This is a genomic window from Streptomyces sp. NPDC059787 (assembly GCF_042732315.1).
Lineage (GTDB): Bacteria > Actinomycetota > Actinomycetes > Streptomycetales > Streptomycetaceae > Streptomyces > Streptomyces atrovirens.
Window position 1 is genome coordinate 70,331 of sequence record NZ_JBHWHX010000024.1, and the last position, 14,581, is coordinate 84,911.

General features: G+C 73.5%; 12 protein-coding genes. 8 read left to right on the forward strand and 4 right to left on the reverse strand.

Features of this window, described 5'->3' with window-relative positions:
* Positions 1–59: 59 nt before the first annotated feature.
* Complete coding sequence (locus tag ACFV5H_RS22745; protein WP_385196951.1) at positions 60–1,634, reverse strand: von Willebrand factor type A domain-containing protein; 1,575 nt, start codon at positions 1,632–1,634, stop codon at positions 60–62.
* A 344-nt stretch (positions 1,635–1,978) separates the two neighbouring features.
* Between ACFV5H_RS22745 and ACFV5H_RS22750 the strand changes: the two genes are divergently transcribed.
* From ACFV5H_RS22750 to ACFV5H_RS22765, 4 genes are all read left to right on the forward strand, one after another.
* Positions 1,979–2,743 (forward strand): ABC transporter ATP-binding protein, encoded by a 765-nt coding sequence (locus ACFV5H_RS22750; RefSeq protein ID WP_385196954.1) that lies wholly within the window; start codon positions 1,979–1,981, stop codon positions 2,741–2,743.
* Between the two features lie 3 nt (positions 2,744–2,746).
* Positions 2,747–5,272 carry an ABC transporter permease gene (locus tag ACFV5H_RS22755; RefSeq protein ID WP_385196956.1) on the forward strand — a complete coding sequence of 842 codons (2,526 nt, stop codon included), beginning with the start codon at positions 2,747–2,749 and terminating at the stop codon, positions 5,270–5,272.
* A 107-nt stretch (positions 5,273–5,379) separates the two neighbouring features.
* Entirely contained in the window at positions 5,380–6,645 is a 1,266-nt protein-coding gene (locus tag ACFV5H_RS22760) for a sensor histidine kinase (protein WP_385196958.1), read from the forward strand.
* Entirely contained in the window at positions 6,633–7,292 is a 660-nt protein-coding gene (locus ACFV5H_RS22765) for a response regulator (RefSeq protein ID WP_385196961.1), read from the forward strand. The genes ACFV5H_RS22760 and ACFV5H_RS22765 overlap by 13 nt, the downstream gene beginning before the upstream one ends.
* A gap of 48 nt (positions 7,293–7,340) precedes the next feature.
* On the opposite strand, the gene ACFV5H_RS22770 is transcribed toward ACFV5H_RS22765, so the two are convergent.
* The gene (locus tag ACFV5H_RS22770; RefSeq protein ID WP_385196964.1) at positions 7,341–7,991 is read right to left on the reverse strand and encodes an FMN-dependent NADH-azoreductase; all 651 of its coding nucleotides are present in this window, start codon (positions 7,989–7,991) and stop codon (positions 7,341–7,343) included.
* 130 nt (positions 7,992–8,121) lie between these two features.
* Here ACFV5H_RS22770 and ACFV5H_RS22775 point away from each other — a divergent pair, with 130 nt between their 5' ends.
* Positions 8,122–8,493, forward strand: coding sequence for a winged helix-turn-helix transcriptional regulator (locus ACFV5H_RS22775; RefSeq protein ID WP_385196966.1), 372 nt, complete (start codon positions 8,122–8,124; stop codon positions 8,491–8,493).
* 18 nt (positions 8,494–8,511) lie between these two features.
* Here ACFV5H_RS22775 and ACFV5H_RS22780 read toward each other — a convergent pair whose 3' ends face one another.
* Positions 8,512–9,057 carry a DoxX family protein gene (locus ACFV5H_RS22780; protein ID WP_385196969.1) on the reverse strand — a complete coding sequence of 182 codons (546 nt, stop codon included), beginning with the start codon at positions 9,055–9,057 and terminating at the stop codon, positions 8,512–8,514.
* A gap of 127 nt (positions 9,058–9,184) precedes the next feature.
* Here ACFV5H_RS22780 and ACFV5H_RS22785 point away from each other — a divergent pair, with 127 nt between their 5' ends.
* Entirely contained in the window at positions 9,185–9,511 is a 327-nt protein-coding gene (locus ACFV5H_RS22785) for a nuclear transport factor 2 family protein (protein ID WP_385196971.1), read from the forward strand.
* 10 nt (positions 9,512–9,521) lie between these two features.
* Here ACFV5H_RS22785 and ACFV5H_RS22790 read toward each other — a convergent pair whose 3' ends face one another.
* Complete coding sequence (locus tag ACFV5H_RS22790) at positions 9,522–9,914, reverse strand: winged helix-turn-helix transcriptional regulator (RefSeq protein WP_385196973.1); 393 nt, start codon at positions 9,912–9,914, stop codon at positions 9,522–9,524.
* A gap of 94 nt (positions 9,915–10,008) precedes the next feature.
* On the opposite strand from ACFV5H_RS22790, the gene ACFV5H_RS22795 reads away from it, so the two are divergent.
* Entirely contained in the window at positions 10,009–10,854 is an 846-nt protein-coding gene (locus ACFV5H_RS22795) for an SDR family oxidoreductase (protein WP_385196975.1), read from the forward strand.
* 183 nt (positions 10,855–11,037) lie between these two features.
* Positions 11,038–14,412: a pyruvate carboxylase gene (locus ACFV5H_RS22800; protein WP_385196977.1), complete on the forward strand. Its 3,375-nt coding sequence runs from the start codon at positions 11,038–11,040 to the stop codon at positions 14,410–14,412.
* Positions 14,413–14,581 lie beyond the last annotated feature (169 nt).

Below are 14,581 nucleotides of genomic sequence, written 5' to 3' on the forward strand. Positions count from 1 at the left end.
TCTCGTGCTGGTGCTGCCGTACTTACTTACTCCAGAGTCAACTTACCCGCGCGTAAGGATCAGTCAATGGGCAGGGGTCGGTCCAGTCGGTCCGCCGCGCGGATCGCCTTCGCCAGCTCGCGGACGTCCTCGTCCTCCGTCCGGTCCGCCAGGTCGCCCGCGCGCTCGGAGAGTTCACCGAGAGCGGGGGCGCCCGGCAGCGCGCTGTAGCGGTGGTCGTACGAGCGCAGGGCGTCGGCGAAGTAGGCCGCGGTCGCGGTGACCGTCAGACCGCGCCGCGCGCTCCACACGGAGCCGGCGAGACCGTCGGCCTCCAGGGCGCCCGTCTCCTCGTGCGGGGTGCGGCTGTCGGGGTCGAGCCAGCGCACGGTGGCCGTGGCGAGATGTCCGTCGGCCCCGGACCGGGTGCGCACGGCGTACAGGGCGGTCACGGTGTGGCCGGGGCCGATCTCGCCGCCGTCCACGCGGTCGTCACGGAAGTCCTCGTCGGCGACCCGCCGGTTGTCGTAGCCGACGAGCCGGAACTCGGCGACCGTCTCCGGGTCGAAGGCGACCTGAGCCTTGGCGTCACGGGCCGTCAGCCCGATGTTGCGGGGCAACTGCTCGCAGAACACCTCGCGGGCGTCCTCCTCGCCGGACACGTACACCGTGTGGCCGTCGCCGTTGTCGGCGAGCTCTTCCATGAGTTCGTCGCCGTAGTCGCTGCCGACACCGACGCCGAACAGGGTGATGCCGTGCTCGCGGCGGGACTCCGTGATGCGTTCGAGGATCGCGTCGGCGTCCGTGTCACCGGTGTTGGCGAGGGCGTCCGAGACGAGCACGACCCGGTTGGTCGCGCCCTCGCGCAGCCCTTCGACGGCGGTCTCGTACCCGGTCTCGACACCCGCCCCGAGGTTGGTGGAGTCGGTCGGCTCCAGGCTGTCGACGGCGTCGTGGACCTCGCCCCGGTTGCCGCCGAGCCGGGTCATCGGCAGGACGGTCTCGGCCTCGTCGCTGAAGGTGACGACGGCCACCGAGTCGTCGTCGCGCAGTCGGTCCGTCATGGTCGCGAGGGAGTCCTGTGCGAGGTCGAGGCGCCCCGGTTCCGCCATCGACCCCGAGATGTCGATGACGAACGTCAGGGCGGCGGGCGGGCGTTCACCGTCCGGATCGGCGGCCCTGGTGGCCAGGCCGACCCGGACCAGCGACCAGTCCTCCTCTTCGGTGCGGGCGCCGTCCACGGTGACCGTGAAGCCGTCGCCGCCGGGACGCTCGTAGTCCTGCCGGAAGCTGTTGACGAACTCCTCGGGACGGACGGTCGACGGATCCGGCAGCCGGCCCTCGGCGAGGGTGCGGCGGGCATAGCCGTACGAGGCGGTGTCGACGTCCAGCGCGAAGGTCGACAGGTGGTCGGGATCGGGGGCGGCCTCGCGGGAGTCCTGCTCGCCCTCGCCCCGTTCACCGTCGTACCGCCCTCCCGAGCCCCGGTCGGGGGCGGGCAGCGGCGCCGAGCCGTCGCCCCCGCGGTCGTAGGAGGCGTCGCCCGCCTTGGAGTCGCTGTCGTTCCCCGCGCCGCAGCCGCCGGCCAGCAGGCAGCTCGCCGCCGCGAGCGCGAGCAGCGCTCCGGCCGGCCGTCGTGTCCCGTGCCACTTCATCGTCCGTGTCCCCTCGGTCGGTTGACGTCGACTTCAGTGACTGTGACGGCGCGACGGGCCGGAGCGTGCGGTACGGAGCGTTGCAGGTGAGTCTCGAAGAGGGCACGGAGCGGGCCCGCCGAGACCGGTAGGTGATCTTCCGTTGACCTGCGGTCCCATGTCCTCGCCGCCGAAACCCCGCCGGGCCGGGGCGAACGGCGCGCGTGCGGACGTCATGCCGCCCGCCGGGCGGTGGTAGTGCCTGCACCACCACGGTCGGGTCACTGGCTGCATGGGCGGCGGCCCCCGCGCCTCCTACCGTCGTTCGGGTACCGCAACGAGCCACGCCCGGAAGGCGACCCACCATGTCACTGACCCCGGCCGACGTCGCCGTCGGCCTCGACCATGTGCACAAGACGTACGGCGGTGACCAGCCGGTCGTGGCGCTGGACGACGTGAGCGCCGTGTTCACGCGCGGCACGGCGACCGCCGTGATGGGACCGTCCGGATCGGGCAAGAGCACCCTGCTGCACTGCGCGGCCGGACTGGACCGGCCGGACTCGGGGACGGTACGGATCGGTGCCACCGACCTGTCGTCGATGTCCGAGAAGCGGCTGACCGAACTGCGCCGCGGCCGGGTCGGTTTCGTGTTCCAGGCGTTCAACCTGGTGGGCGCGCTGAACGTGGAGCAGAACATCATGCTGCCCTCGCGGCTCTCGGGCCGGCGGCCCGACCCGGCGTGGGTGGCCGAGGTGATCGGGAGGGTCGGACTGGGCGACCGGCTGCGGCACCGGCCCGCGCAGCTCTCCGGCGGCCAGCAGCAGCGCGTCGCCATCGCCCGTGCGCTCGTCACCCGCCCCGAGGTGATCTTCTGCGACGAACCCACCGGAGCCCTGGACACCCGGACCGCCGCCGACGTCCTCGCCCTGCTGCGGTCGGTGGTCGACCGGTTCGGGCAGACCGTCGTCATGGTGACCCACGACCCGGTCGCCGCGTCCTGGGCCGACCGCGTGCTGGTCCTCGCCGACGGGCGGATCGTACGGGACATGGCACAGCCCGGCGCCGAACGGATCGCCGGACACCTGGCCCTGCTCGGCCGCCGGCAGCCCGTCGCGAGCCGGGAGGGCTGAGCCGTGCTCCACCTGGCCGCGCGGATGGTGCGCTTCCGCAAGGGCGGCTTCGTCGCCACGTTCGTCGCGCTCGCCGCCGGCGTCGCCGTCCTGATGACCTGTGCCCTGCTCGTGGAGTCCGGATGGCGCCACAAGGGTCAGCCAGGACGTTATGACGCCACGCTCGCCGTCGTCGCCGACCGGGACCTGAGGGTGGCCACGACGATGTTCGGCGAGACCGAGTACACCACCATCGCGCTTCCCGAACGCGGCAGCGTTCCGGGGAAGTTGGCCGGAGAACTGGCCGAAGTGCCCGGTGTGGCACGCGCGGTGGGCGACCGTGCGATCCCGGTCACCACGACGGTGGCCCCGGACCTGCCGGTCACGGGACACGGCTGGGCGAGCGCCGTCCTCGCCCCGTACCGGCTGGTGGCCGGTGAACCCCCGCGCGCCGACGGGGAGACCGCCGTCGACGCCCGGCTCGCCGAGGGCCGCGGGCTCGCCCCCGGCGACACCATCGACGTCGTCACCGGGGGAGAGAGCCGGCCCTACCGGGTGAGCGGCGTGGTCGAGACCGACGGCGCGCCGGGGGAGGGGGCGGCGCTGTTCTTCACCGACACGCGGGCCGCCCGCCTCGACCCCCACCCGGACCGCTTCGACGCCATCGGCGTCCTCACCGAACCGGACGCCGACCGCTCGGCCGTACTCGCCGGAGTGCGCCGGGTGGCGGACGGCGCGGAGGCGACGGCCTACACCGGTGACGAACGCGGACTGGCCGCCCAGCCCGAGGCCGCCGCCACACGGGCCTTCACCCTCCAGGCCGGCGGCGCGTTCGCCGGGTACGCCGCGATGATCATCGTCTTCGTCGTCGCCGGGACCGTCGGCCTGTCGGTACGGCACCGGCGCCGCGACCTCGCCCTGCTGCGCGCCGTCGCGGCCACCCCGGGCCAGGTACGGCGGATGCTCCTCGCGGAGGTGGGCCTGCTCGGCCTGGGCGCCGCCGCCGTGGGCGTCCCGGCCGGACTGCTCGCCACGCGGTACATCCGCGACGAACTGGTGTCCCGGGAGTTCGTACCCGAAGGGTTCACCGTCCGGGGCGGGCTGCTGTCCGCCGCGGCCGTGACCGTGGCCGTCGCCGCCGTGGCACTCCTGGCCGCCTGGATCGCCGCACTGCGCGTCACCCGGATCAAACCCACCGAGGCGCTCGGGGAGGCGGCCGTGGAGCGCGGTCCCGGCAGCAGGGCGCGCGTGGTGAGCGGCCTGGTGTGCCTCGCCGTCGCGGTGTCCCTGACCGGCCTCACCGGCGCCACCGGCGGCCAGACCGCGCTGGGTGCCGCGATGGGCATGCTCTGCACGTTCGTCCTCGGGGTCGCACTCCTCGCGCCCTGGATCAACCAGGCCGCGGCCCGGTTCCTCGGACCCGTGCTGCGGGCGGTGTGGGGCGACAGCGGCTACCTCGCCGCCGCGAACCTGCGGGCCAACGCGCGGGGCACGGTCGCCGTACTCACCGCGCTGGTGCTCTCCGTCGGCTTCGGCGGCACCGTCTGGTTCCTGCAGGACAACCTCCGGCGGCAGACCGTCGTCCAGAGCCGCGACGGCACCCTCGCCCAGCACGCCCTGACCGCCGCCGCCGGCCTGCCCGCCTCCGCCACGGCCGAGGCCCGCCGTGTCCCCGGCGTGCTCGCCGCGACCGGGGTGCGCCGCACCTCGGTCGTCGTGCCGGGCGAGCTCGAGGCACAGACCGTGGTCGCCCAGGGAATCGACCCGAAGGGCGTGGAACGGACACTGGATCTCGACGTCCGGTCGGGCAGCCTCGCCGAGCTGCGCGAAGGCACCGTGGCCGTGTCCACCGCACAGGCGGACGCCGCCGGATGGCACCTCGGGGAGAAGGCCGGACTGTGGCTCGGCGACGGCACACCCGTCACCCTGCGCGTCGTCGCCCTGTACGAACGCGGCTGGGGCTTCGGCGACGTCACCCTCCACACGAAGACCCTCGCCGGGCACACCGTCACCGGACTCGACGACCAGGTGCTCATCCGCACGGCACCGGGCGCGGACACCGGAGCCGCCCTGGCCGATCTGGCCGGCCGGTATCCGGCCGCCGCGGTGGCCGACACCGACCGGCTCACCGGCGACATCGCCCGGGACCTGGCCGTCAGCGGTTGGCTGAACAAGCTGCTCATCACCGTCCTGGTCGGCTACGCGGTCCTGGCCGCCGCCAACACGCTCGTCATGGCCGCCCTGGCCCGGACCCGGGAACTCGCCCTGCTGCGCCTGGTCGGCGTCACCCGCCGTCAGGTGAAGCGGATGGTGCACGCCGAACAGGCCGGCCTGCTGGGCGTGGCGCTCGTCATCGGCGGAGCGATCGCGGCCGTCACCCTGACCTCGGTCGTCAACGCCGTGACCGGGCAGCGTGTGCCCTACGTTCCGGCCGCCGGCTTGGTCGTCGTCGGCGGCGGCACCGTCGCCCTGGCGCTCGTCGCCACGGTGCTTCCCGTCGGCCGGCTCCTGCGCACCCCTCCGGCCGAGGGCATCGGCATCCGCGAGTGAGCACGCCGCGCCGGTCCTGGAGCGCTTCCGGCCCCGTACCACTGGGCGGATGGCCCGGCGGGCCCGGGACCCGGTGCCCTATCCTCCCCGCCTGGGAGGTGTGGGCGGTGGCGACTCACGACGGGGCGGCCGGCCGGCCGGGGCGTTCAGGGGCCGTGCCGGCCCGTGCGCGGGCCGCGCTGGACGCTCTGGAACACCTCATCGGCGGGATGGGCACCGGACTGCTGGCGCTGCTCGCGACGCTGTGGCTGGCCCTGACGGCGGTGGCCTGCCTGGCCGGTGTGGGCCTGTTGCTGCTGCCGTCCGCCCTGCACGCGGTGCGGGCCGTCGCCGACCGGGAGCGGGCCCGGCTGTCCCGGTGGGGCCCGGAGATCATCGGCCCCGCGGAGCCACCGGCCGGGCTCCGGGCGGCGCTCGCGGACCGCGCGGTGCGCCGTGAGGCGCGCTGGGTGTGCACGCACGCGCTCTTCGGCCTGCTCCTCGGACTGGTCGGGGCGACGCTGCCGCTGAACGCGGCACACGACATCACCTTCCCGCTGTACTGGCGCCTCCTGCCGGAGAGCGAGTCCACCGCGGCCCTGGGCTGGTGGACCGTACGGGACTGGCCCGGCGCCCTGTCCGTCACCCTGTTCGGCGTGCTGTTCGTCGCCGTCATCGTGCTCTGCGCCCCCGCGCTCGCCCGGCTCCAGGCCTGGCCCGGACGGCGGCTGCTCAGCCCGGACCCCGGAACCGACCTCGTCCTGCGGGTCGCCGAACTCACCGCCACCAGGGCCGCCGCACTCGACGCCCACGCCACCGAACTGCGCCGCGTCGAGCGGGCGTTGCACGACGGCACACAGAACCGGATCGTCGCGGTCACCGTGCTGCTCGGCGCGGCCCGCCGCGCCCTGACCCGCAACCCCGCCGAGGCCGACGCCGTCCTCGAACGCGCCCAGGAGGCCGCCGAACAGGCGCTGGCCGAACTGCGGGCGGTCGTCCGCTCCATCCTCCCGCCGGTCCTGGCCGACCGCAGTCTGCCCGACGCCCTCACCGCCCTGGCGGCCGACTGCCCGGTACCCTGCCGCGTCGACACCGACGTGCCCGGCCGGTGCGCGGCGTCGGTGGAGGCGACGGCGTACTTCGTGGTCGCCGAGGCCCTCAGCAACATCGCCAAGCACAGCGGCGCCCGTGACGCCGGTGTCGTCGTGCGCCGCCTGGACGACCGGCTGTACGTGGAGATCCACGACGACGGCCGCGGCGGAGCGGACGAGCGGAACGGGTCCGGACTCACCGGCATCCGCCGACGCACCGAGGCGCACGACGGAACACTGGAACTGGCCAGCCCACCCGGCGGCCCCACCACCCTGAAGGTGACCCTGCCATGCGGATCGTGATCGCCGAGGACGACGCCCTGCTGCGCGAGGGGCTGGCACTGCTGCTGCGCGCCGAGTCCCTGGACGTGGTGGCCACGGCCGAGGACCCCGGCACCTTCCTGGCCGCCGTGGACGCGGAGAAGCCGGACGTCGCCATCGTGGACGTCCGGATGCCGCCCACCCACACCGACGAGGGGATCACCGCCGCCGTGGAGGCCCGGCGGCGCCGGCCCGAACTCGCCGTCCTCGTCCTGTCCGCCTACGTCGAGCAGGCCTTCGCCACCGACCTGCTCGCCCAGGGCAGCGCCCGGCTCGGCTATCTGCTCAAGGAACGGGTCGGCCGGGTCGAGGAGTTCCTCGACGCGCTGCACCGGGTGGCGGACGGCGGCACCGCCATCGACCCCGAGGTCGTCGCCCAACTGCTCACCCGCAGCCGCCCGGACGCCCGGCTGCGGCGGCTCAGCCCGCGCGAACGGGATGTGCTCGCCCTGATGGCCGAGGGGCTGGGCAACGCGGCCATCGCCGAACGGCTCGTCGTCACCGACGGTGCCGTCCACAAACACATCCGCAGCATCTTCGCCAAGCTCGATCTGGCGCCGGCCGACCGTACGGACCGCCGGGTCGCGGCCGTGCTGCACTACCTGGAGGACGCCCGGCGCCGGGCCTGAGCCGGCGGGCCCGACCCGGCGGGCCGGGAGCCGCCGGGCGCCGCCGGGTTACGCCGCCAGCCGCTCGGCGAGGGACTTGGCCCGGATGGCCGCGTCCTGGTGGGCGCGCTCGCGGGAGCTCTCGAAGAGCGGGATCAGCTCGGCCATCGCCGGGTTCTGCGCGGCCATGGTCAGCTCCGGGACGATGAAGTCGAGGTCGAGGCCGAGGAAGTCGACCAGCACCGCCCGCAGGTAGTTCTGGACGTACTCGTAGCCCTCGCGCGGGGTGCCCGGCGCGTAGGAGCCGCCGCGACTGGCGATCACGGTGACCGGGGTGCCCTTGGCGGAGGGGTTCTCGCCCGCGGTGCGGCCCATCAGGACCACGTTGTCCAGCCACGCCTTGAGCGTGGAGGGGATCGTGAAGTTGTACATCGGGGCGCCGATCAGCAGCGCGTCCGCCCGCTCGAGCTCCTCGATCAGCTCCAGGCGCCCGGCGAAGGCGGCGGCCTGCCCGGGAGTGTGCGCGGCAGGGTCCGCGAAGCCCGCCGTGTGGGCGTCGGCGGTGAGGTGCGGAACGGGGTTCGCGGCGAGGTCGCGGTAGATCACCGTGCCCTCCGGGTGCTGCTCCTCCCACGCCTTGCGGAAGGTCTCCGCCACGGCGCGGGACGCGGAGGCGGACGCCGGGAGGACGGAGGAGTCGATGTGCAGAAGGGTGGTCATCCGGGGTTTCTCCCATGGGTGCGGGGGCGGAGGCGTCACGACGCCACCGCTGAAGTTTCGTACTCGACTATGAATAACATAGGTACTTACTTTTTTTCATCCCCTTGTGGACGCGTAGTACCCTGGGCGCATGGCGGTCGAGCAGGCGCATGGGACAGAGGCGTGCAAGAAGGTGGACGGCGGCATCACCCGCGTCTTCCAGCTGCTCGGGAAGCGCTGGACCGGCCCGATCGTGGCCGTGCTGGTGGACCAGCCGGCGTACTTCGCCGATCTGCGCCGGGCCGTCCCCGGCATCAGCGAGCGCATGCTCTCCGACCGGCTGACGGAACTGGGCGCCGCGGGACTCCTGGTCCGTGAGGTCGACGAGGGACCGCCGCTGCGGGTCACCTACCGTCTGACGGAGTCGGGCGCGGCGCTGGGACCCGCGCTCAAGGAACTCGGCAAGTGGGCCGAGACGCATCTGCCCGAGGGCGGTCCCTGTACGGAGCCGACGGGCTGCTGAGGCCGCCGGCCCGTCGGACTACTCCTCGAACAGCGTCTCCTGCTCGCCCTCCTTGGCCTTCCGCAGCCGCCGGACGCGCGCCCCCACCGTCATCGTCGTGGCCGCCGCGGTCACCGCGAAGGCCACCGGGATCATCCAGTTCCGGTTGACCGCGTGGCCGAGGGCGTGGTCCAGGGAGAGCCGGCCGGGACCCGTGACGGCGAGTCCGGCGGCCGTCAGGCCCAGGGACGCGGCGTACTCGAAGCCGCCCTCCTGGTTGAAGAAGCCGTTGGGCGCGTGCACGGCGGACGCGCCCGCCATCGCGCCGGCCGCCGCGGCGCCCGCCGCCGGGGTGGCCAGACCGAGCGCGAGCAGCACACCCCCGCCGGTCTCGGCGAGACCCGCCGCCGTGGCGCTCGCCCTGCCGGGCACATAGCCGATGGACTCCATGAACTGACCGGTGCCCTCGAGGCCGCCGCCGCCGAACCAGCCGAACAGCTTCTGCGCGCCGTGCGCCGCGAGCACCCCGCCCGTTCCCAGCCGGAGCAGCAGCAGGCCCAGATCACGTCGGTCGTAACAGGTCACGTCGTCTCCCGGAGCAGTGGCTTGGCCCGACCACCGTCGCACCCCCACCACCGGACCGGCGCGCCACCGGTCGCCGTTCGGGTGACGCGGGTGGCGGGCTCCGGCGGCCGGTACGACGCTGGCAGACATGACGATTCAGAGCACCCGTCTCAGCGACCCCGCCGTCCGCGCCTTCGTCACGGCCGTCAACAACCACGACCGGGACGGTTTCCTGTCCCTGCTGGCGCCCGACGCGACCATGGCGGACGACGGTTCCGAGCGCGACCTCACCGAGTGGATCGACCGGGAGATCTTCTCCTCCCACGGGCATCTGGAGGTCGACAACGAGTCCGGCGGCGGCCGTCGCCTCCTCGCCCGCTACAGCAACGACACCTGGGGCGAGATGCGCACCCGGTGGTCCTTCACCGTCGACGACGACGGTCGCATCTCCCGCTTCGAGACCGGTCAGGCCTGACCGTCCGGGGCTATCGGGCGGGGTCCTCGTCGTAGGCCCGCCGGGCCCGCTCGACCTCGCCCAGGTTGGCCGTGGCCCACTGGGAGAGGTGTGCGAAGAGCGGCGCGAGGCTGAGGCCCAACTCGCTGATCTCGTACTCGACGCGGGGCGGAACCTCCGGGTGGTACGTACGCACGACCAGGCCGTCGCGCTCCAACTGCCGCAGCCGCTGCGTCAGCACCTTCGGGGTGACCCCGCCGATCCGCCGTTGCAGCTCGACGAAGCGCTGTCGGCCGTACGTGTGCAGCGTCCACAGGACCGGGGTGGTCCACCGGCTGAACACGATGTCCACGACCGGGCTGATGGGGCAGGCGAGTTCCGGCTCGGTCCCGGCGGCCGCCGCCCGTGTCGTGTTCCCCGCCATGCGCACTCCTCCGGGATAGTCACTATCTCCTGGGTACCTACTATATCGATGCTGTTAGCGTCCTCACCACACCGAGACAACAGGGGAGTTGTTCATGTTCGTGGTGACCGGAGCAACCGGGAACGTCGGCCGGGAACTCGTCCGCACCCTCGCGGCGGACGGCGAGCGGGTGACCGCCACCTCCAGGGCGGTCTCGGCCGCCGATGTACCGGGGGACGTACGACACCTGCGCGCGGACCTCACCGACGCCGACAGCCTGCGCGAGGTCTTCGCCGGCGCCGACGCGCTGTTCCTGCAGAGCGGGGGAGCCAGTGCGCATCTGCTGGACCCGCACGGCATCCTCGGTGCCGCCAAGACCGCCGGAATCGGACGCGTCGTCCTGCTGTCCTCGCAGGGAGTCGTCACCCGGCCGAGGTCGGCGTCGCACGGCCGGGTGGCGCGGGCCATCGAGGACGCCGTACGGCAGTCGGGTCTGGACTGGACGATCCTGCGCCCCGGCGGCTTCCACTCCAACGCTCTCGCCTGGGCCGAAGAGGTGCGCACCCGGCGGACGGTCGTCGCGCCGTTCGGCGACGTGGGGCTGCCCACGATCGACCCGGCCGACATCGCCGACGTGGCCGCGGTGACCTTGCGCGGGGCGGAACACCACGGCCACGCCTACGAGTTGACCGGCCCCGCCCTCACCACGCCCCGACAGCGGGCCGAGGCGATCGGCGAGGCGGTCGGCGAACCGGTGCGCTTCGTGGGACAGACCCGGGACGAGGCCCGCGCGCAGATGCGGCAGTTCATGCCCGAGGAGGTGGTCGACACCACGCTCGACATCCTGGGCGCCCCCACCCCCGAGGAGCTCCGGGCCGGCCTCGCCGTCGAGGACGTCACCGGCCGCCCGCCGCGCCCCTTCGCCGACTGGGCACGACGCCACGCCGCGCTGTTCCGGTAGAACCGCCGGATGCCGGCGCGGTGAGGTTCACGGAGAGTGACGGAGGGCCCTGGAGGGGAAACGTTCCCTCCGAGGCCCCTCACATCGCCGGCGGACCGGCGGTGAGTGGCCCGGCTCACATGGCGTCCCGGACCTGCCGCCGACACGATGGTCCTTGTCACCGGCAGGCTGAAGGGATCGAGCATGTTCCGCAAGGTGCTGGTCGCCAACCGCGGCGAGATCGCGATTCGGGCGTTCCGCGCGGGCTACGAACTGGGCGCCCGAACCGTCGCCGTCTTCCCGCACGAGGACCGCAACTCGCTGCACCGCCTGAAGGCGGACGAGGCGTACGAGATCGGCGAACCGGGACATCCGGTGCGGGCCTACCTCTCCGTCGAGGAGATCGTCCGTGCCGCGCGCCGCGCGGACGCCGACGCCGTCTACCCGGGCTACGGGTTCCTGTCCGAGAACCCCGAACTCGCCAAAGCGTGCGAAGAGGCCGGCATCACCTTCGTCGGCCCCAGCGCCCGGATCCTGGAACTGACCGGGAACAAGGCCCGTGCGGTGGCCGCCGCCCGCGAGGCCGGGGTGCCCGTGCTCGGCTCCTCGGCGCCCTCCACCGACGTCGACGAACTCGTCCGCGCAGCCGACGGCATCGGCTTCCCCGTGTTCGTCAAGGCGGTCGCCGGCGGCGGCGGGCGCGGCATGCGCCGCGTCGAGGACCCCGCCCAGCTCAGGGAGTCCATCGAGGCGGCCTCCCGGGAGGCGGCGTCCGCGTTCGGCGATCCCACGGTGTTCCTGGAGAAGGCCGTCGTCGAACCCCGCCACATCGAGGTGCAGATCCTCGCCGACGGACAGGGCGACGTCATCCACCTGTTCGAGCGGGACTGCTCGGTGCAGCGCCGCCACCAGAAGGTGATCGAACTCGCGCCCGCGCCGAACCTCGACCCCGCGCTGCGCGACCGCATCTGCGCCGACGCCGTGAACTTCGCCCGGCAGATCGGCTACCGCAACGCCGGCACGGTGGAGTTCCTCCTCGACCGGGACGGCAACCACGTCTTCATCGAGATGAACCCGCGCATCCAGGTCGAGCACACGGTCACCGAGGAGGTCACCGACGTCGACCTGGTGCAGGCACAGCTGCGCATCGCGGCCGGCGAGACCCTCGCCGACCTCGGGCTCTCGCAGGAGACCGTCACCCTGCGCGGCGCCGCGCTGCAGTGCCGTATCACCACCGAGGACCCCGCCAACGGCTTCCGCCCGGACACCGGCCGGATCAGCGCCTACCGCTCACCCGGCGGCTCCGGCATCCGCCTGGACGGCGGAACCACCCACGCCGGTACGGAGATCAGCGCCCACTTCGACTCGATGCTGGTGAAACTCACCTGCCGGGGACGGGACTTCGGCGCCGCGGTGGGCCGGGCCCGGCGCGCGGTGGCCGAGTTCCGCATCCGCGGCGTCGCCACCAACATCCCCTTCCTCCAGGCGGTCCTGGACGATCCGGACTTCCGGGCCGGACACGTCACCACGTCGTTCATCGAGCAGCGCCCGGAGCTGCTCACCGCCCGCCACTCCGCCGACCGCGGCACCAAGCTGCTCACCTACCTCGCCGACGTCACGGTGAACAAGCCGCACGGCGAGCGGCCCCAGCTCGTCGACCCGCTCACCAAGCTGCCACCGCTGCCCGCCGGCGAACCGCCGGCCGGCTCCCGGCAGCGGCTCGCCGAACTCGGCCCCGACGGCTTCGCCCGACGGCTGCGCGACTCGCCGGTCACCGGCGTCACCGACACCACCTTCCGCGACGCCCACCAGTCGCTGCTCGCCACCCGTGTCCGCACCAAGGACCTGCTCGCCGTCGCCCCCGTGGTGGCGCGCACCCTGCCCGGGCTGCTCTCCCTGGAGTGCTGGGGCGGCGCCACGTACGACGTCGCCCTGCGCTTCCTCGCCGAGGACCCCTGGGAGCGGCTGGCCGCCCTCCGGGAGGCCGTGCCCAACATCTGCCTCCAGATGCTGCTGCGCGGCCGCAACACCGTCGGCTACACCCCGTACCCGACCGAGGTGACCGACGCCTTCGTGCAGGAGGCGGCGGCGACCGGCATCGACATCTTCCGCATCTTCGACGCGCTCAACGACGTCTCCCAGATGCGGCCCGCCATCGACGCCGTACGCGAGACCGGCACGGCCGTCGCCGAGGTGGCCCTGTGCTACACCGCCGACCTGTCCGACCCGTCCGAGCGGCTCTACACCCTGGACTACTACCTGCGTCTGGCCGAGCAGATCGTGGAGGCGGGCGCGCACGTCCTGGCCGTCAAGGACATGGCCGGACTGCTGCGGGCCCCCGCCGCGGCGACCCTGGTGTCGGCCCTGCGCCGGGAGTTCGACCTGCCGGTCCACCTGCACACCCACGACACCGCCGGCGGCCAGCTCGCCACCTACCTCGCCGCGGTCCAGGCCGGCGCGGACGCGGTCGACGGAGCCGTGGCCTCCATGGCGGGCACCACCTCCCAGCCCTCCCTGTCGGCGATCGTCGCCGCGACCGACCACTCCGAGCGCCCCACCGGCCTGGACCTGACGGCCGTCGGCGACCTGGAGCCCTACTGGGAGAGCGTCCGCAAGGTCTACGCCCCCTTCGAGGCGGGCCTGGCCTCGCCGACCGGCCGCGTCTACCACCACGAGATCCCCGGCGGGCAGCTCTCCAACCTGCGCACCCAGGCGATCGCGCTGGGTCTCGGCGACCGCTTCGAGGACATCGAGGCGATGTACGCCGCCGCCGACCGGATGCTCGGCCGTCTGGTGAAGGTCACCCCCTCGTCGAAGGTGGTCGGCGACCTGGCCCTGCACCTGGTGGGCGCGGGCGTCTCCCCGGAGGACTTCGAGGAGGAGCCCGACCGGTTCGACATCCCGGACTCCGTGATCGGCTTCCTGCGCGGCGAGCTGGGCACCCCGCCCGGCGGCTGGCCCGAGCCGTTCCGCAGCAAGGCCCTGCGGGGCCGCGCCGAACCCAAGCCGGTCCGGGAACTGACCGCCGACGACCGCGCCGGTCTGGTGAAGGACCGCCGGCCGACCCTCAACCGGCTCCTCTTCCCCGGCCCCACCCGGGAGTTCGAGACGCACCGCCAGTCCTTCGGCGACACCGGCGTCCTGGACAGCAAGGACTTCTTCTACGGGCTGCGCCCCGGCAGCGAGTACAGCGTCGACCTCGATCCCGGTGTGCGGCTGCTCATCGAGCTGCAGGCGGTGGGCGACGCCGACGAGCGGGGCATGCGCACCGTGATGTCCACCCTGAACGGCCAGTTGCGGCCGATCCAGGTCCGCGACCGGGCGGCGGCCTCCGACGTCCCGGTCACCGAGAAGGCCGACCGCGCCGACTCCGGCCATGTCGCGGCCCCGTTCGCCGGTGTGGTGACCCTCGCGGTCGCCGAGGGCGACGAGGTGGCGGCCGGCGCCACGGTGGCCACGATCGAGGCGATGAAGATGGAGGCCGCGATCACCGCCCCGAAGTCCGGCACGGTCACCCGGCTGGCGATCAACCGGATCCAGCAGGTGGAGGGCGGTGACCTGCTGGTGGAACTCGGCTGAGCGGCGGAGCCCCCCGGCTTTGCCCGCTGGGCGGATCGGGCCGCCGACGCGACCTGCCTGGTCAGCGGGGTGCACGAGCTGCGGCGCGACGGTGGACCTGGCGCGTTCCGCGGACCGCGCGACGTGAAGTCGCCCCGTGTCCCTGCCGAACAAGCCCGCGCCGGCGAGC